Annotated in this window: 18 protein-coding genes; 10 read left to right on the forward strand and 8 right to left on the reverse strand. The window is 61.8% G+C overall.

Annotated features, from left to right (window positions below):
* Nucleotides 1-139: 139 nt before the first annotated feature.
* Nucleotides 140-973, reverse strand: a complete 834-nt coding sequence (locus tag ACKUG4_RS17045; RefSeq protein ID WP_445434460.1) for an aldo/keto reductase — start codon at nucleotides 971-973, stop codon at nucleotides 140-142.
* Nucleotides 957-2,693 carry an FAD-dependent oxidoreductase gene (locus tag ACKUG4_RS17050; protein WP_172829509.1) on the reverse strand — a complete coding sequence of 579 codons (1,737 nt, stop codon included), beginning with the start codon at nucleotides 2,691-2,693 and terminating at the stop codon, nucleotides 957-959. Before ACKUG4_RS17050 ends, ACKUG4_RS17045 begins: the two co-directional genes overlap by 17 nt.
* 178 nt (nucleotides 2,694-2,871) lie before the next feature.
* On the opposite strand from ACKUG4_RS17050, the gene ACKUG4_RS17055 reads away from it, so the two are divergent.
* From ACKUG4_RS17055 to ACKUG4_RS17070, 4 genes are all read left to right on the forward strand, one after another.
* Entirely contained in the window at nucleotides 2,872-3,648 is a 777-nt protein-coding gene (locus ACKUG4_RS17055) for an IclR family transcriptional regulator (RefSeq protein ID WP_039771781.1), read from the forward strand.
* Between the two features lie 116 nt (nucleotides 3,649-3,764).
* Complete coding sequence (locus ACKUG4_RS17060) at nucleotides 3,765-4,826, forward strand: Gfo/Idh/MocA family protein (RefSeq protein WP_445434461.1); 1,062 nt, start codon at nucleotides 3,765-3,767, stop codon at nucleotides 4,824-4,826.
* A 2-nt stretch (nucleotides 4,827-4,828) separates the two neighbouring features.
* Complete coding sequence (locus ACKUG4_RS17065) at nucleotides 4,829-5,644, forward strand: sugar phosphate isomerase/epimerase family protein (protein WP_085648715.1); 816 nt, start codon at nucleotides 4,829-4,831, stop codon at nucleotides 5,642-5,644.
* 66 nt (nucleotides 5,645-5,710) lie between these two features.
* Nucleotides 5,711-6,589 carry a DMT family transporter gene (locus ACKUG4_RS17070; RefSeq protein WP_039771776.1) on the forward strand — a complete coding sequence of 293 codons (879 nt, stop codon included), beginning with the start codon at nucleotides 5,711-5,713 and terminating at the stop codon, nucleotides 6,587-6,589.
* A gap of 60 nt (nucleotides 6,590-6,649) precedes the next feature.
* On the opposite strand, the gene ACKUG4_RS17075 is transcribed toward ACKUG4_RS17070, so the two are convergent.
* The gene (locus tag ACKUG4_RS17075; protein WP_064599596.1) at nucleotides 6,650-7,987 is read right to left on the reverse strand and encodes an MFS transporter; all 1,338 of its coding nucleotides are present in this window, start codon (nucleotides 7,985-7,987) and stop codon (nucleotides 6,650-6,652) included.
* A 273-nt stretch (nucleotides 7,988-8,260) separates the two neighbouring features.
* Here ACKUG4_RS17075 and quiC point away from each other — a divergent pair, with 273 nt between their 5' ends.
* Both quiC and ACKUG4_RS17085 read left to right on the forward strand, forming a co-directional pair.
* Nucleotides 8,261-10,162, forward strand: coding sequence for a 3-dehydroshikimate dehydratase QuiC (gene quiC / locus ACKUG4_RS17080; RefSeq protein WP_236190072.1), 1,902 nt, complete (start codon nucleotides 8,261-8,263; stop codon nucleotides 10,160-10,162).
* 102 nt (nucleotides 10,163-10,264) lie between these two features.
* Nucleotides 10,265-10,942, forward strand: coding sequence for a TetR/AcrR family transcriptional regulator (locus ACKUG4_RS17085; RefSeq protein WP_085612590.1), 678 nt, complete (start codon nucleotides 10,265-10,267; stop codon nucleotides 10,940-10,942).
* 33 nt (nucleotides 10,943-10,975) lie between these two features.
* On the opposite strand, the gene ACKUG4_RS17090 is transcribed toward ACKUG4_RS17085, so the two are convergent.
* From ACKUG4_RS17090 to ACKUG4_RS17100, 3 genes are all read right to left on the reverse strand, one after another.
* Complete coding sequence (locus ACKUG4_RS17090) at nucleotides 10,976-11,830, reverse strand: shikimate dehydrogenase (protein WP_445434462.1); 855 nt, start codon at nucleotides 11,828-11,830, stop codon at nucleotides 10,976-10,978.
* Nucleotides 11,827-12,276, reverse strand: coding sequence for a type II 3-dehydroquinate dehydratase (aroQ, locus tag ACKUG4_RS17095; protein ID WP_039771771.1), 450 nt, complete (start codon nucleotides 12,274-12,276; stop codon nucleotides 11,827-11,829). Before aroQ ends, ACKUG4_RS17090 begins: the two co-directional genes overlap by 4 nt.
* A gap of 140 nt (nucleotides 12,277-12,416) precedes the next feature.
* Nucleotides 12,417-13,328: a LysR family transcriptional regulator gene (locus ACKUG4_RS17100; RefSeq protein ID WP_445434463.1), complete on the reverse strand. Its 912-nt coding sequence runs from the start codon at nucleotides 13,326-13,328 to the stop codon at nucleotides 12,417-12,419.
* A 204-nt stretch (nucleotides 13,329-13,532) separates the two neighbouring features.
* Here ACKUG4_RS17100 and ACKUG4_RS17105 point away from each other — a divergent pair, with 204 nt between their 5' ends.
* Nucleotides 13,533-13,961, forward strand: coding sequence for a hypothetical protein (locus tag ACKUG4_RS17105; protein WP_039771768.1), 429 nt, complete (start codon nucleotides 13,533-13,535; stop codon nucleotides 13,959-13,961).
* Nucleotides 13,958-14,404 carry a hypothetical protein gene (locus ACKUG4_RS17110; RefSeq protein WP_221398142.1) on the forward strand — a complete coding sequence of 149 codons (447 nt, stop codon included), beginning with the start codon at nucleotides 13,958-13,960 and terminating at the stop codon, nucleotides 14,402-14,404. The genes ACKUG4_RS17105 and ACKUG4_RS17110 overlap by 4 nt, the downstream gene beginning before the upstream one ends.
* Before the next feature lie 55 nt (nucleotides 14,405-14,459).
* Here ACKUG4_RS17110 and trmA read toward each other — a convergent pair whose 3' ends face one another.
* Both trmA and ACKUG4_RS17120 read right to left on the reverse strand, forming a co-directional pair.
* A complete protein-coding gene (trmA, locus tag ACKUG4_RS17115) occupies nucleotides 14,460-15,539 on the reverse strand; it encodes a tRNA (uridine(54)-C5)-methyltransferase TrmA (RefSeq protein ID WP_445434464.1) in 1,080 nt (359 codons plus the stop codon).
* Nucleotides 15,536-16,831, reverse strand: coding sequence for an NCS2 family permease (locus tag ACKUG4_RS17120; RefSeq protein ID WP_064599583.1), 1,296 nt, complete (start codon nucleotides 16,829-16,831; stop codon nucleotides 15,536-15,538). Before ACKUG4_RS17120 ends, trmA begins: the two co-directional genes overlap by 4 nt.
* A 220-nt stretch (nucleotides 16,832-17,051) precedes the next feature.
* Between ACKUG4_RS17120 and ACKUG4_RS17125 the strand changes: the two genes are divergently transcribed.
* Both ACKUG4_RS17125 and ACKUG4_RS17130 read left to right on the forward strand, forming a co-directional pair.
* Entirely contained in the window at nucleotides 17,052-17,501 is a 450-nt protein-coding gene (locus ACKUG4_RS17125; protein WP_445434465.1) for a DUF4879 domain-containing protein, read from the forward strand.
* Nucleotides 17,502-17,568: 67 nt separating this feature from the next.
* Nucleotides 17,569-18,120 (forward strand): DJ-1 family glyoxalase III, encoded by a 552-nt coding sequence (locus tag ACKUG4_RS17130; protein ID WP_445434466.1) that lies wholly within the window; start codon nucleotides 17,569-17,571, stop codon nucleotides 18,118-18,120.
* Nucleotide 18,121: the final 1 nt, after the last annotated feature.

Here is an 18,121-nt window from a genome sequence, read left to right on the forward strand (position 1 = left end):
TGGCGCCAGTCCGGTCGTCCGTCTATTCGCACACACGCACAAAGGCCCGGCCTCGCGGTGACGAGGTCGGGCCTGTTATTGACGAGCGCGAGCGCCGGGAATTCAATCCGGCGGCAGATTTCTTTCGCCGGGTCAGGTATCAGCGGTCGAAGGCATCCCACACCGGCGCGAAGTCCGGGCTGACCTGACGTTCGCGCTTGGGCAGCGCGGCGATCAGCGCCCGGTCGTCATCGTCCAGTTCGACCTCCAATGACGCCAGGTTGGCCAGTTGATTGGTCTTGCTGCTGGCCTTGGGAATCGCCGCCACGTTGTCCTGATCCAGCAGCCACTTCAGCGCGACCTGAGTCGGCAGCACGCCGTGTTTTTCGGCGATCTGCTGAATCTGCGGAATTTCCGAGACCTTGTTGCGTGCCAGTGGCGTGTAGGCCGTCAGCGCCAGATCGTGTTGACGGGCGTAGTCGAGCAGGGCGTTTTGTCCGAGCAGGACGTGGTACTCGACCTGAATGGCTGACAGAGGAATGCCGTATTCCTCGACGACTTTGCGCAGCAGCGGCAGCGGAAAATTCGCCACACCGATGTTGCGAGCCAGACCTTGCTCCTTGAACGACGCGAGGGCTTCAAGGGTGCGCGGCAGGTCCCAGTCGGTGGTTGGCCAATGGATCATGAACAGGTCGACGTATTCACTGCGCAAGGCCTTGAGGCTGCGATCCAGCGAGTGACGCATGGCGTCCGGTTGCAACTGATCCCACCAGACCTTGGTGGTGACGTGGATCTGCTCGCGGGGTGTCGGCGTATTCGCCAGCGCCTGTCCGACTGCGTCTTCGTTGTTGTAGGCCGCTGCCGTGTCGATGTGTCGGTAACCGAGTTCCAGGGCTTGCTCCACGGCGCGGGTGCATTCGTCGCCGAGCATCGGCCAAGTGCCGAGGCCGAGTTTCGGCAGGTTCAGTCCTTGTCTGTTAACGATGTGCTGCATGGTCGATCTCCTGTTCGAAAGCCTTGACGCCCGCCATGTGTCGGGCTGCGATGTAACCGAAAGTCAGGGCCGGGCCGAGATTGATCCCGCCTGCCGGATAATGCCCGCCCATGATGCTGGCCATGTCGCCACCCGCCGCGTAGAGCCCGGCGATGGGCCGGTCTCCGGCGTCGAGCACTTGCGCATGCGGATTGACCTTGAGCCCGGCGAAGGTGCCGAAGCAGCCCGGCTGCACCTTCACCGCGTAGAACGGGCCTTGTTCGATGGGCGCCACGCACGGATTGAGCTGTTGCGCCGGATCGCCCTGTTTGCGGTTGTACGGGGTCGAGCCGCGACCGAACAGCGGGTCTTCGCCGTGCCGGGCATGGTGGTTGTAGTCATCGACGGTGACGCGTAAACCCTTCGCGTCGATGCCGCATGCAGCGGCCAATTCCTCCAGGGTGTCGCCGGTTTTCAGATAGCCGCTGCGGATAAAACCTGACACCGGAACCGGAAACGGCCGAGACATGCCGAGCCCGTAACGGCGCTGGAACGCGCGGGTGCAGATCAGCCAGGACACGACTTCTTCGCCTTCAGGGGCGGCGGCGACCATGGCGCTGACGTAGTCGTAATAGCCGTTGGCTTCGTTGACGAAACGCTGGCCGTTGCGCAGTACGCCGATGACGCCCGGTTTGCCGCGCTCGATGATGTGTGGGAAATGGCCGATGCTGCCGTCGGAATGTGGCACCTGCGAGACCGGCGCCCACGCCACGGGCGAAGCCACATCGGTGTTGACCCGGGCTCCGACGGTTTCACCCAGTCGCAGGCCATCGCCATTGACTGCCAGCGGAGGCAACGCCCAATGTTCATGACCGGTGGGCGTGCGAGGGAACAAGGCCTTGCGCCGCTCGATGTCATTGGCAAAACCGCCCGCCGCGAGCACCACGGCTTTGCGTGCATGGACGGTGACCGGGCCTTTTGCGGTGTTCACGCGAGCGCCGGTGATGCGTGATTCGTCGCGCAGCAGTTCCGTCACTGGCGCCGATTCCCACAGCAATACGCCGAGGTCTTCGGCGGATTTCGCCAGCCGCGCTACCAGCGCCACGCCGTTGACCAATTGCATCGCCCGGCCATGCAACGCCAGATCCAGCAGATGGCGGGTGAAACGCCGGGTCACGTGCCAGGCCGCCGACAACGAGCGGGTCAGATTGAGAAACGCCGACAGATCCGCCCCCGCCATGATCGGCATGCCCATGAATGAAGTTTCGCGCATGGTTGTGCGAAGACGCTTGAGCAGGCGCCCGACCTTTCGCCCGTCATAGGGAGCGGCAATCACCGAGCGTCCGCCGGTGCCGGCGCCCGGTGTTTCGCCGTGGATGTCGGCGATGGCGTTGCCGTCGGCAAATTGCAGGGCGGTGTGTTGTTCGAAGAACGCCACCATGCGCGGGCCGGCTTCAAGGAAGGCGTCGATCATGGCCGGGTCGTAGTGCTCGCCGAGTTCGTGGCGCAGATAGGTGCGCGGCAGCTCCACGTCTTCGACGATCCCGGCGCGCCGGGCCAGCGGATTGCACGGCACCCACGCCCAGCCACCGGACCACGCGGTGGCGCCGCCGAACACCGGATCCTTTTCCACCACGATGACCTTCAAGCCATGCCATGCGGCGGTGACGGCGGCCGACAAACCGGCGGCGCCGGAGCCGACCACCAGAACGTCGCAGTCGATATCGGGAAGGGCAGACATCAGCAAGGGCTCCAGCAATCAATTGTTTTTAGAATCATGTTCCAGAAAATAACCAGTGCGGGCGAAGCAGATCAACCCGACTGACGCGCAAAGTGGGCGGTTATCGGACGCCGGGTTCCAGATTTCTCATTCCTCGGGATGTCTTCTAGAATCGGCGAAATTTCACCGAGAGCGCACCATGGCCGGCAGTCAAATCGAACGGGTTTTCAGCGTGCTGGAAAGCCTCACCAGTGATCCGCGCGGGCTGCCGATGCAGACCCTGGCCGAGCAACTGGACATTCCGAAGAGCGCGACGCACCGCCTGCTCGCCGAGCTGATCCGCCTGGGTTATGTGCGGCAGAACCCGGAGACGTTGCGTTATCACCTGTCGACCAAACTGGTGGCGATGGGCTTTCAATATCTGTCGAGCAGCGGTGCCGACATTGTGCAGCCGGTGCTCGATCGACTGGCCCAGGAAACCGGTGAGCTGGTGCGTCTGGGGGTGATCGACGGCGAGCGCCAGACCTGGATCGCCAAGGCCCAGGGCGCTCGTAGCGGTCTGCGTTACGACCCGGACATGGGCCGCGACGCGCCGCTGTTCTACACCGCGTCGGGCCATGCGTGGCTGGCGTGCATGAGCGACGCCGAGGCGTTGTCGCTGGTCGAGCGCCAGGGCGCGGAGGTGCCGGCGGATATCGGGCCCAATGCGCCGCGCTCCAACATTGAACTGCTCGAACGCCTGCGCGTGGCCCGGGAACAGGGCTATGCCTGTGTGGAAGAAAGCTCGGCGGTGGGCACTTCGGCGATTGCTGCCGTGGTGAAACATCCCGCCGATGGTCGGGTGATTGGCGTGCTCAGCATAGCGGGCCCAAGCGCAAGGATGTCGGCGGCGCGCTTGCATGAATTGGCGCCGTTGTTGCTGACGTTTACCGAGGAGTTGTCGGCGGCGAGCCTGGCCTCGGAGTTGTTCGTTTAAGCAAAGCTGTGCGCTGTTCGCCCACTTTTCGGTCGGGTGGGTGTAAGAATCTGGAACCCGGTTCTAAATTGTTGATGGAGTGAGTTTTCCCACAACAATCACAAAAGGATCGCACCTTGAACCCGCCCCTTCGAATTGCCCTGATCGGCGCCGGCAACATGGGCCAGCAACATTACCGGCACTTGAAGAATCTCACTGAGGCCACGTTATGCGCCGTGGCCGACCCCGGCCCTCAGGCACCGGCCCTGGCGGCGGAGTGGGGTGTGGCGCATTTCGCCGATCACCGTCAGATGCTGGAGCAGAACCGACCAGACGCAGTGATCGTTGCCAATCCCAATAATCAGCACGTCAGCACCGCGCTGGACTGCCTGGCTGCAGGCGTTCCGGTGTTGCTGGAAAAGCCGGTGGGCGTGCATCTGAATGAGGCGCGGGAATTGGTGGCAGCGGTGAAGCGCAGTGGCGTGCCGGTGCTGGTCGGCCATCATCGGCGGCACAATCCGTTGATCGTGCGTGCTCATGAGCTGGTCAAGGGTGGGGCGTTGGGACGGCTGACGCTGGTGACTGCGTTGTTCCAGCTGCGCAAGCCCGACCAGTATTTCGAAACGGCGTGGCGGCGCGAGGCAGGTGCCGGAATGCTATTGACCAATCTGATCCACGACCTCGATCTGCTGCGTCATCTATGCGGTGAAGTGCGTTCGGTGCAGGCGATCACCGACCATTCGGTGCGCGGTTTTGCCAATGAAGACAGCGCGGCGATTCTGCTGCAATTCGATGGCGGAGCGCTCGGCACCCTGACCGGTTCCGATGCGGTGGCGGCTCCATGGAGCTGGGAGTTGAACTCCGGTGAGAACCCGGTCTATCCACGTCAGGCGGATCAGCCGTGCTATTTACTGGCGGGAACGGCCGGGGCCTTGAGCATTCCGCAACTCAAGCGCTGGCATTACCGCGCCGAGCAGGTGGACGCCGGTTGGCATGAGCCGTTGCTGTCCTTTGATGAACCGTTCACACCGGACGAAGCCCTCCGGTTGCAGTTGCAGCATTTCGTCCGCGTGGTACGGCGGGAAGTCGAACCATTGGTGAGTGCCGCCGACGCCGCCCGCACGCTGGCGCTGGTCGAGGCCATCCGTGAAGCGGCGGCCAGCGGTCGCGCCACCGAACCCGCGCAGATCGAGGCCTGAACATGAGCGAACGAATTCTGTCCCTGGCCAGCCTGACCGTGCTGGAGTTGTCGCCACCCGAGATGGTCGAGGTTGCCGCCCGTGCCGGTTACAGCCATGTCGGCCTGCGTCTGGAGCCGGCGACGCCCGAGGAATATCACTTTCCATTGGTAGCCGATGGCGATTTGCGGCGTCAGACACTGGCGCGTTTGCGTGACACCGGAGTCGGCGTGCTCGACGTGGAAATCCTTCGATTGAAGCCGCAGACAGTGGTCGCGGATTTCGAGCCACTGCTCAGCGTCGGCGCGCAGTTCGGTGCCAGTGAGTTGTTGGTCGCCGGTAACGATCCTGACGAGCAGCGGCTCACCGATAATTTTGCGGCACTCTGCGATCTGGCGGCGCGTTACGGTTTGCATCCGCATCTGGAGTTCATGCCCTGGACCGATGCACGCAATCTTGAGCAGGCGTTGCGCATCGTCGCCAACGCCGGGCGCGAAAACGGTGCGGTGCTGGTCGATGCGTTTCACTTCGACCGTTCCGGATCGCGGCTGGAAGATCTGGATGGCGTGCCGCCCTCACGGCTGCGCTATGCACAGTTGTGCGATGTTGCCGGGCCGAGGCCGACGGACATGGCCGAGATCTTGCGTCAGGCCCGCAATGAGCGACGGTTTCCCGGCGAGGGCGATTGTGACTTGAGCGGCTTGTTGCGCAGTCTTCCGGCTAACCTTCCCCTGAGTCTGGAAATTCCCACGGTCAAATTGCTGGAGCAGGGCGTGAGTGGATTGCAGCGGGCGCAAATGGCAATCGACCGGACGCGGGAATTGTTGGCCCGGCTTTAAGTCTGCTTCAAGGGGCGAGGGCGCCTGCGTCCTCGTCACCGTTTATTTTTCATTCAGAGAGAGCCCATGACCGTCAGCACTCCGCTTTCCGGCGTCAACCAACCCTTCAAGGGGATCTTGCTGATTGTCGTGGCAACCTTCCTGTTCTCCAGCCACGACGCGCTGTCGAAATACCTTTCGGGTTTTTATCCGATCGTCATGGTGGTGTGGGCGCGGTATCTGGTGCACACGTTGCTGATGGCGGGGATTTTCCTGCCGCAGTCCGGGCTGCGTGTGCTGCGCACCAAACGCCCGTTGTGGCAGTTGGCGCGGGCGTTGTGCCTGCTGGGTACCAGCCTGTTTTTCACCACGGCGTTGCTGTACATCCCGCTGGCCGAGGCCACGGCGGTCAACTTTCTTGCGCCGGTGCTGGTGACGGCGCTGTCGGTGCCGTTGCTCAAGGAACGGGTGACGCGCGGTCAGTGGATCGCGGTGGTGTGCGGGTTCATCGGGGTGCTGATCATCGTCCATCCGGGCGGTGACCTGTTCACCCCGGCGATTCTCCTGCCATTCTGTTCGGCGTTGTTTTTCTGCTTCTATCAATTGCTCACCCGCAAGCTCGCTGAAGTCGACAGCCCGACCACCAGCAACTTTTTCGCCGGGCTGTGCAACACGCTGGTGATGAGTGCGCTGGTGCCGTTCTTCTGGCAGGTGCCGAGCCTGGGGCATGCGTTGTTGATGCTGGCGCTGGGCAGTTGCGGAATGACCGCGCATCTGTTTCTGACCCAGGCGTTCCGCCATGCCGCACCAGCACTGCTGGCGCCGTTCGGCTATTGCCAGATCGTGTTCGCGGGGTTGTTGGGCTGGTTGCTGTTTGCGCACACGCCGACCCTGATGACGGTGATCGGGATCGCAGTGATCTGTTGCAGCGGACTGGCGGCAGCGTGGCAGCAGAGCCGGCGCTGAAAGAAAAACCGGCCTGAAATCAGGCCGGTCGGTGCAGGACGGCTTCTCAGTATTGAAGGGCTACTCGGTGACGGTAGGAATCTTGCGCGGCGCCATGAAGTACATCCAGGTCAGCGCGATGAAGTACATCGCCGGGATCAGGGTGAACAGCACGGTGTAGTTGTTGTTGGTGACGGTCAGGATGTGGCCGACGATCTGGGTCATGAACATCCCGCCGATCGCTGCGCACATGCCGCCGAAACCGAACACGGTGCTCATCATGTGCTTGGGCGTGTAGTCCATCACCAGGCTCCAGATGTTGGCGGTCCAGGCCTGGTGCGCGCCGATGGCCAGGGAGATGGCGGCGACGGCAATCCACAGGTTGGCGGAACCGGCGGCCATGACCACGCCGATGATGCAGCAGGCGAACAGGAACATCGACAGCAGCCGCGCCTTGATCGAGTTCATGCCGCGACCGATCAGGAACGAAGACAGAATCCCGCCGCCCACGCTGCCGAAATCAGCGGTGACATAGATGATGATCAGCGGAATGCCCATCTGGGTGACGTTGATGCCCAGGTTGTATTGCTGATTGAGAAACGGCGGCAGCCAGTACAGGTAGAACCAGAACACCGGCGCGGTCAGCGAGTAGGCGAGGGCAAAGGCCCAGGTGCCGCGCATGCGCAGGATTTTCGAGAACGGCACACGGGCCTGTTCCGGTTCGACTTCTTTCTGGATGTATTCCAGCTCCGACTGCTTAACGTTTGGGTGATCTTCCGGGTTGAAATACTTCAGGCCCCAGAACAGCAGCCAGATCCCGCCCAGTGCCGACATGCACAGGAACGCAGCCTGCCAGCCCCACACGTGAAGGATCAGCGGCAGCAGCATCGGGGTGAACATCGCGCCGACGTTGGTGCCGGCGTTGAAGATGCCGGTGGCCACGGCGCGCTCGCCGGCCGGGAACCACAGGCGCGTGGTCTTCACGCAGGCCGGGTAGTTGGCTGCTTCGGTGAGGCCGAGGATGAATCGGCAGACCATGAAGCCCACCGCCGAGGTCGCCAGACCGTGGGCGCCGGTGGCCAGGCTCCAGAGCAGCACCGCGCAGAAGAACACGCGCTTGACGCCGACCCGATCGATCAGCCGTCCTTGCAGCACGAAGCCGATCGCGTAGCCGACCTGAAACCAGAAGTTGATGTTGGCGTAGTCCATCGCCGTCCAGCTCATTTCCTTGGCGAGGATCGGCTGCATGACGCCGAGGGCGGCGCGGTCGATGTAATTGAGGGTGGTGGCGAAAAACACCAGCGCCAGCATGCCCCAACGGGTCTTGCCGACGGCCATGGCGCCGCGGATCTTGTCGCCGATGCCACCCGTGGCAGTGCTCATGGCCGGAGCCATGCGGGAAGTCTGTGAAGGAATCATGTGTTCCACCCGTTTTTGGATTTGTTATTTGGTGTGCTTTTCTTGTGCACGCTGCGACCGGTGGTTCAGTTCCGGACTCAAGGTGAGACGGATGTTGGGCAGTGGACGAAAAATCGTCAATTCGCCAAACCGGCATTCTGTTCGATAATCGCACGCAAAACTAACCGGGTAGTACAGTTTAAATTGCTCAATGAAAAACCGGGACCAATAATTCGCTCACCCTATAAAAGCGGCGCAATTTCCGTAGCCGACGTCTCCACCGGGAGTTGAAACATGCAGCGATCCATTGCCACCGTCTCCTTGAGCGGAACCCTGCCGGAAAAACTCGAAGCCATTGCCGCCGCCGGGTTCGACGGGGTGGAGATTTTCGAGAACGATCTTCTGTATTACGACGGCAGCCCCCGGGAAATCCGGCAGATGTGCGCCGACCTCGGGATTGCCATCACCCTGTTTCAGCCGTTCCGCGATTTCGAAGGCTGCCGCCGTGATCGTCTGGAGCGCAATCTGGAGCGGGCCGAGCGCAAGTTCGACCTGATGCAGGAGCTGGGCACCGACCTGGTGCTGGTCTGCAGCAACGCCTCCCCCGACAGTCTCGGCGAGCAGCAGATCCTCATCGACGACCTGCGCCTGCTGGCCGAGCGCGCTGGTGCCCGTGGCCTGCGCATCGGTTATGAAGCGCTGGCCTGGGGCCGTCACGTCAATACTTATCAACAGGTCTGGGACATCGTGCGTCAGGCCGATCACCCGGCCCTCGGCGTGTTGCTCGACAGCTTCCACACCTTGTCGCTCAAGGGCGATCCACGGGCGATTGCCGAGATTCCCGGCGACAAGATTTTCTTCGTACAGATGGCCGACGCGCCGATCCTGGCGATGGACGTGCTGGAGTGGAGCCGGCATTTTCGCTGCTTCCCGGGGCAGGGCGAATTCGATCTGCCGGGCTTCCTCGCGCCGATCATCCAGAGCGGCTACACCGGGCCGCTGTCGCTGGAAATCTTCAACGACGGCTTCCGCGCCGCGCCGCCTCGGGCCAATGCCGCTGACGGTCTGCGTTCGCTGCTGTACCTGGAGGAGAAAACCCGCCAGCGTCTGGAGCAGGAAATCCGTCCTGTGGATAACCGCGACATCCTCTTCGAAACTCCGAAGGCCAGTGAATACAACGGCATCGAGTTTCTTGAGTTCGCCGTGGATGAAAGCCTGGGTGCCAAGCTGTCGAACTGGCTGGAACGGCTGGGTTTCGTCAAGGCCGGACAGCATCGCTCCAAGAGTGTCAGCCTGTTGCGTCAGGGTGATATCAACCTGATCCTCAACTCTGAACCCTATTCGTTCGGCCACAGTTTTTTCGAGGCCCACGGGCCGTCACTGTGCGCTACTGCCGTGCGGGTCAAGGACAGCGCCAGCGCGCTGGCCCGCGCCGTCGCCTATAAAGGTCAGCCGTATCGCGGACTGGTCGGCCCCAATGAACTGGAACTGGCGGCGGTGCGTGCACCGGACGGCAGCCTGATTTACCTGGTGGATCAGGAGGCGGATGTCTACGGCACCGACTTCAATCTGCTGCCGGACGCGGTGGCGCGCGGCGGCCTCAAACGCATCGATCACATGGCCATGGCGCTGCCGGCAGACAGCCTCGACAGCTGGGTGTTGTTCTACAAAAGCCTGCTGGATTTCGAGGCTGACGATGAAGTGGTGCTGCCGGATCCTTACGGGCTGGTGAAGAGCCGCGCCCTGCGTAGCCGCGACAGTTCGATCCGTCTGCCGCTGAACATTTCCGAGAACCGCAATACCGCGATCTCACACGCGCTGTCGAGTTATCGCGGTTCCGGGGTGCATCACATCGCCTTCGATTGCGACGATATCTTCGCCGAAGTCAGCCGGGCGAAAGAGGCAGGCGTGCCGCTGCTTGACATCCCGCTGAACTATTACGATGACCTCGCGGCGCGTTTCGATTTCGATGACGAATTCCTCAGCGAACTGGCGTACTACAACGTGCTGTACGACCGCGATGCGCAGGGCGGCGAGTTGTTTCACGTCTATACCGAGCCGTTCGAGGGGCGCTTCTTCTTCGAGATCATCCAGCGCAAGAACGGTTACGCCGGTTATGGCGCCGCCAACGTCGCGGTGCGGCTGGCGGCGATGGCCAAATCACGCAGTGGCGCGGTTCGCCAGGCGAAGTTGTAGGAAATTCGTAAACGCGGGATTAAACACCGGTCGCGCGGCTTCCTTCACTGGGGCGCGCGGCCCATAATCGCCAGCCTGTGCAGTGATGGCCGTGAGCCCGCAATGACAATGACTTCAGAACTTCCCGCAGCTCCCGTTCTACCCGCGGTAGAGCCGCGCAAGAGTCGCAAGAACAACCCGGAAAAGACCCGCGAGAACATCCTGCAGGAGGCGATCGTCGAGTTCGTCCAGCAGGGGCTGTCCGGTGCTCGCGTCGATGCGATCGCCGAGCGTATCCACACCTCCAAACGCATGATCTATTACTACTTCGGCAGCAAGGAGCAGTTGTACGTCGAGGTGCTGGAGAAGCTCTACGGCGATATCCGCAGCACTGAAAACCGCCTGCACCTGGCTGAATTGCCGCCGGTGGAAGCGATCCGGCGTCTGGTGGAATTCACCTTCGATCACCACGATCGCAACGTCGATTTCGTGCGGATCGTCAGCATCGAAAACATCCACAACGCCGAGTACGTGAAGCGTTCCGATGCGATCAAGGCGATGAACAACACCATCCTCGATTCCCTGGGCGAGATTCTGCGTCGGGGTGCTGAAGAAGGGGTGTTCCGCGCCGGGCTCGACGCGCTGGACGTGCATCTGTTGATCAGTTCGTTCTGCTTCTATCGCGTATCGAACCGCCATACCTTCGGTGAGATCTTTCAGATCGACCTGCCGGACGAAAGCATCAAGCAACGTCATCGCGAGATGATTTGCGAGTCGGTGCTGCGCTACTTGCAAGCGTGAGCGATGTCGAGGGGGACGGGCCCCCTCATGGTTTTAGCCATTCATGCTTTGAAAATGCGCGAGCATTCGCTGCGCATCCGGCACCTTGCCGCTGAACAGCTCAAACGCCTTCACTGCCTGAAACACCGCCATGTTGCCGCCATCCAGGGTTCGGCAACCCAGGGCGCGGGCGTTGCGCAGCAGTTCGGTTTCCAGCGGGAAATACACGATCTCCGCCACCCACAACTCGGGCCGCAGCAACGCCGCCGGCACGGGCATGCCGGGCAATTTGGCCATGCCCATCGGCGTAGTGTTTACCAGACCATCGGCCTGACTCAGCGTGCTCGCCAGATCATGTCCGGCCACGGCCCGACCGGCACCGAAATGCTGGTTGAGGTTGTTGGCCAGGCTTTCGGCGCGCTCCACGTCCACATCAAAAATGCTCAGTTGCCGTACGCCTTCGCTCAACAAGGCGTGGGCGACTGCCGCGCCTGCGCCACCAGCGCCCATCTGGACTACACGTTCGCGGGTAACGTCTGGCAGGCCGCGACGAAAACCTTCGGCAAAACCCAGGCAATCGGTGTTGTGGCCGACGCGTTTGCCGTCCTTCAGCACCACCGTGTTCACGGCGCCGATGCCTCGGGCTTCCGGGGATAGTTCATCGAGCAGCGGAATGATTGCCTGCTTGCACGGGAAGGTGATGTTCAGGCCGGTGTAATTCATACGTTCGGCGGCCTGCAACAGATCGGGCAGGGCGTTGCTGCCCAGTTGCAGTTGATCGAGGTCGATCAGCCGGTACAGGTAGCGCAGGCCCTGTTCGTCGCCTTCGTGTTCGTGCAGCGCCGGGGTGCGGGAGGCCTGGATGCCGGCGCCGATCAGCCCGGCGAGTATCACGTTGTTACGATTCATGCGGTTCGCCCCTTCAGCCGTTGGCTGAAATGTTCCAGGGCCAGGCGATAGCCGTGGCTGCCGAAGCCGCACATCACGGCGGTGGCGATGGCCGAGACGAACGAGTGATGACGGAACGGCTCGCGGGCATGGACGTTGGACAGGTGTACTTCGATCACCGGCAATTCGCTGGCGACCAGAGCGTCGCGGATCGCGACCGAAGTGTGAGTCCAGGCGGCCGGATTGATCACGATACCGGCGCAGCGCTGACGGGCGCCGTGAATCCAGTCGAGCAGTTCGCCTTCGTGGTTGGTCTGGCGAAACTCCACGGCCAGGCCGAACTCTTCGGCGGCGCGCCCGCACAGGGCAGAGATGTCGGCCAGGGTTTCATGACCGTAGGTTGCCGGTTCACGGGTACCGAGCAGGTTCAGGTTCGGGCCGTTGAGCACCAGAACGATAGGGGGCATGGGGGCAAACTCCACTTATTGTTTTTGGCTTGGGCCGAGGGTTTCGACCTGTGGAGTTAAATTGTACTAGATGGTTACTTTAATCAATTGCTCTGCATCGACAGCCCGGTTTTGTGTGCGGTGATCGCACACTGTGCAATTCAGTGCGGCAATTGCTCGACCAGAAAATCAATGAAAGCCCTGACGCGCAGCGGCATGTGACGATTCTGCGGGTACAGCAAAGTGAACGGCCGCGAGCGTCCGCTGTAGGGCTGGAGCACTTCCACCAACGAGCCGTCGGCCAGTTCTTTTTCGACAATGAAGCGATACGTCTGGAACAACCCGGCGCCATGTTTGGCCAGGGTCACGCCACCGAGCACGTCATCGGAGCAGCAGAAGTTGCCCTCGGCGAGGATTTCCCGTGGCGCGTCTTCCTCATAGAACAGCCAAGTGATCCGCCGCCCGCTGCTGGGCAATTCGTACTGAATACACTCGTGTTGTTCGAGGTCTTCGAGGGTCTGCGGCGTGCCGGCGCGTTTTAGGTAGTCGGGGCTGGCGACCATCACCAGCGCTGCGTCCTCCAGATGGCGGGCGATCAGGCCGGAGTCGGGGATTGCCCGCACGCGGATCGCCATGTCGTAACCCTCGCCGACGAAGTCGATGTTGCGGTTGCTGATGTGCATGTCGACCTTCACCTGCGGGAAGCGCGCCCGAAACGCGGGCAACAGCGGCAGGATCCGATGATGGGCGTAGGTCGTAGGAATACTGATACGCAGGATGCCGGACGGTTCCTGCTGCTGGCCCATGACTTCCCGTTGCGCCTCGACCAGTTGCGCCAGCGCCTGCCTGCACTCTTCGTAGTAGCGCCGGCCGCTGTCGGTCAGTTTCACGCTGCGGGTGGTACGCGCGAACAGCCGCACGCCCAGGCGTTCCTCCATGCGGGATACCGAGCGGCTCACCGCTGCCGGCGTCACCGAAGCCGCCTGCGCCGCGCCGGTGAAACTGCCGCACTCGGCGGCCAGGCAAAACAGCTCGATGCTGCCCAGCTGAAGATCGTCGAAGTGTCTCTGCATGATTGATTACGCCGGGGAATGAGTCTTCGTATGTAGCAAATGCGTAGCCGCTGCGAAAGAACTGCTTACCATTTTGCGCGGGGCTTTCCTGAATCCCGCACTAGGCTCGAAAACGTAATGACCATTTGAGACAGCAATGCCGATGGTCGGAATTGTCAGGGAATGGCAGTTTTCGAAACTCTTTAACCTAACGGATGGGTTAGCATGAAAGTGTGCAGTTACAAGGGATTGTCGGTGGTGATCATGCTGCGAGACGAACATTGTCCGCCCCATGCGCACGTTGATTCAGGTGCATGGAGTGCCCGTTTCAAATTCAGCTTCTGGCACAACGGCGTGGAGTTATGGGATGTGGTGCCCCTGTCACGTCGGCCACCGATTGCAGTGCTCGAGGGGCTGCGTCAATCGCTGCGTGAAACTGTTCATCTGCGGCGGGCCCGTCGAATCTGGTGGACTCGATTGCAGACGGCGTGTCTCGATAATCAATGGTGGGACGGGGACTCGAACGAAGTGGCCGTCATGCGCGAAGTCACCGGAGCAACCTTCAGAATCGGATCGGCGTATTACGAACCAGAAGAAAACAAAACCCTGCTGGCCCTGGTTGGTGCTCAGGAAGGTGTGGAGATCGAACTATGAAAACAGTAAAAGCCGGTTTGCATGCTGATCGACCGGTAACAGAAAAGCGTCTCGATGAAGCTGTTGAGCGGGGAGGGCTGCGCCGACGCAGCAGCCTTCAAGCCGTGTCGGTGGCCTTTCAGAAACCCTGCCTGGTGATTCACTTCGAGGACGACAGCGGCGTGCTGCTGCCAGTGAATCTCTACCGCGAATTCGATGACTTCGAACCGGAAGACTTCAGCGGATTGCACGTCGGCTTCGCTGGCACCGCGCTGTGCCACGACGGCAAGGACCTGCAGGTTTCCATCGCCGGGATGATCTCCGCCAGTCAGCCACTGATGGCCATGGCTGCCTCGGTGATCGCTTCGCGCAATGGCCGCCAGAGCAGCACTGCGAAAGCTGAAGCTGCACGGGCCAACGGCAGGAAGGGCGGGCGTCCGCGCAAGATCGATCCCGTGCCATGAACAGGCACAAAAAAGCCGTCGATGAGGACGGCTTTCTTGTTTCTGGCACTTGCGATCAACGTCGGGTCAGCAGCACGCCGGATTCCATGTGGTGAGTCCAGGGGAACTGGTCGAACAGCGCGCAGCGGGTGATGCGGTGCGTGTCGTGCAGTTGGGCGATGTTGGCCGCCAGCGTTTCCGGGTTGCAGGAGATGTACAGGATGTTGTCGAAGCGACGGGTCAGCTCGCAGGTGTCCGGGTCCATGCCGGCCCGTGGCGGGTCGACGAACACGCTGCCGAACTCGTAGCTTTTCAGGTCGATACCGTGCAGGCGACGGAACGGGCGAACTTCGTTCAGTGCTTCAGTCAGCTCTTCGGCGGACAGGCGCACCAGCGTGACGTTATCCACAGCGTTTTCGGCCAGGTTGCTCAACGCGGCGTTGACCGAAGTCTTGCTGATTTCGGTGGCCAGCACTTTGCGCACGCGAGTCGCCAGCGGCAGGGTGAAGTTGCCGTTGCCGCAGTACAGCTCCAGCATATCGTCGCTGCGATCGCCCAGTGCTTCGTATGCCCAGTTGAGCATCTTCTGGTTCACGGTGCCGTTGGGCTGGGTGAACGCGCCTTCCGGCTGGCGGTAGCTGAAAGTACGACCACCGACATCGAGTTTCTCGACCACGTAATCGAGGCCGAGCACTTCGCGCTTGCCCTTGGAACGACCGATGATGCTGACGCCCAGATCCGTCGCCAGTTGGGTCGCCGCCGCGTGCCAGTGTTCGTCCAGCGGACGGTGATAGCACAGGGTGATCATCGCGTCGCCGGCCAGGGTGGTCAGAAACTCGACCTGGAACAGCTTGTGGCTCAGCGCCGCGCTGGCCTGCCAGGCCGCTTTCAATTGCGGCATCAACTGGTTGATGCGCAGGCTGGCGATCGGGAACTCTTCGATCAGGATCGGCGTGCGTTTGTCGTCCTGGGAAAACATCGCGTAATGCCGCTCGCCGGCCTCGCGCCACAGGCGGAATTCGGCGCGCAGGCGGAAGTTCTGCAAAGGCGAGTCGAACACCGTTGGCTCCGGTGCATCGAACGGGGCCAGCAGGTCACGCAGGCGCGTGACCTTGTCTTCGAGTTGTGCGGCGTAGGCCTGGGAATCAAAAGTCATGCGTTGAACCAACCCAGCTTGATCACGAACAGAATCGACAGGATCACCAGCGCCGGGTTCAGCTCACGGGCGCGGCCGGACAGCAGTTTGATCGCAGTCCAGGCGATGAAGCCGAAGGCGATGCCGTTGGCGATGGAATAGGTGAAAGGCATCGCCAGAGCGGTGACCACGACCGGAGCGGCGACGGTGATGTCTTCCCAGTCTATTTCCGCCAGACCGGAAGTCATCAGCACGGCGACGAACAGCAGCGCTGGTGCGGTGGCGAACGCCGGTACGCTGGCAGCCAGTGGCGAGAAGAACAGCGCCAGCAGGAACAGGATCGCGACGACGATGGCGGTCAGGCCGGTGCGGCCGCCGGCACTCACGCCCGCAGCGGATTCGATGTAGCTGGTGGTGGTCGAGGTGCCCAGCAGCGAACCGGCCATGGCCGCGGTGCTGTCAGCGATCAGTGCACGGCCCATTTTCGGCATGTGGCCGTCCTTGCCCATCAGGCCGGCGCGCTTGGCGACGCCGATCAGGGTGCCGGAGTTGTCGAACAGGTCGACGAACAGGAAAGCGAAGATCACGCTGACCAGACCGATGTCCAGCGCGCCCTTGATGTCCAGTTGCAGGAAGGTCGGGGCCAGCGAAGGTGGCATCGAGGTCACGCCGCCGAACGGGGTGAAGCCCATCACGATCGAAACGATGGTTACCGCGAGAATGCCGATCAGCACCGCGCCGCGCACTTTCAGGGCTTCAAGGGCGACGATCAGGGCGAAACCGAGGGTGGCGAGAATCGGGGCCGGTTGCTTCAGGTCGCCGAGGCCGACCATGGTCGCCGGGTTGCTGACCACAATGCCGGCATTGTGCAGGGCGATCAGCGCCAGGAACAGGCCGATACCGGCGGCAATCGCCGAGCGCAGTGGCAGCGGGATGCTGTTGATGATCCATTCACGGATGCGGAAGATCGACAGCAGGAAGAAGCACACCGCCGAGATGAACACCGCGCCCAGCGCCACTTGCCAGGTGTGGCCCATGTGCAGCACGACGGTGTAGGTAAAGAAGGCGTTCAGCCCCATGCCCGGCGCGAGGGCGATCGGGTAGTTGGCGATCAGGCCCATGACCGTGGAGCCGATGGCGGCTGCCAGACACGTGGCGACGAATACCGCACCTTTGTCCATGCCGGTCTCGCCGAGGATGCTCGGGTTGACGAACAGAATGTAGGCCATGGCCAGGAAGGTCGTGACGCCCGCGAGAATCTCGGTCCGCACGTTGGTGTTGTGTGCCTTGAGTTGAAACAGCCTTTCCAGCATGTCTGCTCCCCGTGGCGCGCGTGGCGCCGTGAATGTATCGACCTCAACAGCAAAGCACAGACCGTCGCAAGCGCCTGGAAAATTGTGGTGGGCCGGAAAAAGCCGCGCATCATACCAGCAGCGTGAGGAAGATGGCGGATGTTGGTGTCGATCGTCGGCGAAGTTTTGCACCACGGCCAAGTACGCCATACTGCGCGCTGTTTTTTCGGGGATGGATCGCATGAACAAGGGTTGGATGAAGACCGCTGGACTGATGGCCGTGCTGCTGGCCGGTGTACCGGCTGCACTCGCGGCGTCGGCACCGCCATTGAGCGAGGTGAAAGTCATCAAGGTTCAGTCGGCGTCCTGCGGGCTCGAAGACATTACCGATGGTCAGGTGCAGACCCGTTGCGATCACAACGCGCCGGGCATCAAGGTCTATGTGTTGGAAATCGGCTACGGCCAGAGTCAGCCTCAGGCGGCGCTGGACGGTTTCGAAGTGAATGGCACCCGGAGCCCGGTCTGTGCTTTCGATAACGGCAACCTGACCGAGTGCACGCCAGGCGCGAAGACCGTCGGTTCGCTGTACGCCTTCGATCTGGCGACTCGTCAGGAAGGCACCTTTACCTTCAGCAACACCTCGATCAACGCCCCGCGCAACACGATGTCGACCCAGCTTTACATCAAGTAACGGCTGTCGCCGAACAGGGCAGGACAAAGCTGACTACGCTTTAAGGATCACCCAGCGGATGGCGCCCATGACCTTTAGAGCCCTGATTACCCTCGCCGAGGGCATCGATGATCTGCAATGCGTGACCCTGATCGACGTGCTGCGCCGCGCCGGCATCGAAGTAGTGGCGGCCAGCATCGAGGGCCGGCGCATGCTGACCTGCGCCCGAGGCACGCGATTGACCGCCGACGGCATGCTCATTGATGTGCTGGCCCAGACCTTCGACCTGATTGTCCTGCCCGGCGGCGCTGTCGGCGCGCAACACTTTGCCGCGCACCAGCCTCTTCAACAACTGTTAAAGGATCAGGCCAGTGCCGGACGCCTGTTCGCCGCCATCGCCGAAGCCCCGGCCGTCGCCCTGCAAAGCTTCGGTGTATTACGTCAACGCCGGATGACCTGCCTGCCCTTCAGCAGTCATAACCTTTCCGGTTGCACCTTTGTTGATCAACCCGTAGTAGTCGACGGTAATTGCATCACCGCCCAAGGCTCCGGCGCCGCGCTGGCATTTGCGCTGACACTGGTCGAGCAACTGGCGGGCAAGGCCGCCAGATTGAAGGTAGCGGGGGAGTTGCTGGCCTGAG

It is taken from the genome of Candidatus Pseudomonas auctus (assembly GCF_048654275.1).
Taxonomy (GTDB): Bacteria; Pseudomonadota; Gammaproteobacteria; order Pseudomonadales; family Pseudomonadaceae; genus Aquipseudomonas; species Aquipseudomonas pharyngis.

Excerpts from the sequence above, each read along its gene's own strand:
- ACKUG4_RS17045 (WP_445434460.1), bottom strand. The coding sequence starts at position 973 with ATGCAGCACATCGTTAACAGACAAGGACTGAACCTGCCGAAACTCGGC.
- ACKUG4_RS17050 (WP_172829509.1), bottom strand. The coding sequence starts at position 2,693 with ATGTCTGCCCTTCCCGATATCGACTGCGACGTTCTGGTGGTCGGCTCC.
- ACKUG4_RS17055 (WP_039771781.1), top strand. The coding sequence starts at position 2,872 with ATGGCCGGCAGTCAAATCGAACGGGTTTTCAGCGTGCTGGAAAGCCTC.
- ACKUG4_RS17065 (WP_085648715.1), top strand. The coding sequence starts at position 4,829 with ATGAGCGAACGAATTCTGTCCCTGGCCAGCCTGACCGTGCTGGAGTTG.
- ACKUG4_RS17070 (WP_039771776.1), top strand. The coding sequence starts at position 5,711 with ATGACCGTCAGCACTCCGCTTTCCGGCGTCAACCAACCCTTCAAGGGG.
- ACKUG4_RS17075 (WP_064599596.1), bottom strand. The coding sequence starts at position 7,987 with ATGATTCCTTCACAGACTTCCCGCATGGCTCCGGCCATGAGCACTGCC.
- quiC (WP_236190072.1), top strand. The coding sequence starts at position 8,261 with ATGCAGCGATCCATTGCCACCGTCTCCTTGAGCGGAACCCTGCCGGAA.
- ACKUG4_RS17085 (WP_085612590.1), top strand. The coding sequence starts at position 10,265 with ATGACAATGACTTCAGAACTTCCCGCAGCTCCCGTTCTACCCGCGGTA.
- ACKUG4_RS17090 (WP_445434462.1), bottom strand. The coding sequence starts at position 11,830 with ATGAATCGTAACAACGTGATACTCGCCGGGCTGATCGGCGCCGGCATC.
- aroQ (WP_039771771.1), bottom strand. The coding sequence starts at position 12,276 with ATGCCCCCTATCGTTCTGGTGCTCAACGGCCCGAACCTGAACCTGCTC.
- ACKUG4_RS17100 (WP_445434463.1), bottom strand. The coding sequence starts at position 13,328 with ATGCAGAGACACTTCGACGATCTTCAGCTGGGCAGCATCGAGCTGTTT.
- ACKUG4_RS17105 (WP_039771768.1), top strand. The coding sequence starts at position 13,533 with ATGAAAGTGTGCAGTTACAAGGGATTGTCGGTGGTGATCATGCTGCGA.
- ACKUG4_RS17110 (WP_221398142.1), top strand. The coding sequence starts at position 13,958 with ATGAAAACAGTAAAAGCCGGTTTGCATGCTGATCGACCGGTAACAGAA.
- trmA (WP_445434464.1), bottom strand. The coding sequence starts at position 15,539 with ATGACTTTTGATTCCCAGGCCTACGCCGCACAACTCGAAGACAAGGTC.
- ACKUG4_RS17120 (WP_064599583.1), bottom strand. The coding sequence starts at position 16,831 with ATGCTGGAAAGGCTGTTTCAACTCAAGGCACACAACACCAACGTGCGG.
- ACKUG4_RS17125 (WP_445434465.1), top strand. The coding sequence starts at position 17,052 with ATGAACAAGGGTTGGATGAAGACCGCTGGACTGATGGCCGTGCTGCTG.
- ACKUG4_RS17130 (WP_445434466.1), top strand. The coding sequence starts at position 17,569 with ATGACCTTTAGAGCCCTGATTACCCTCGCCGAGGGCATCGATGATCTG.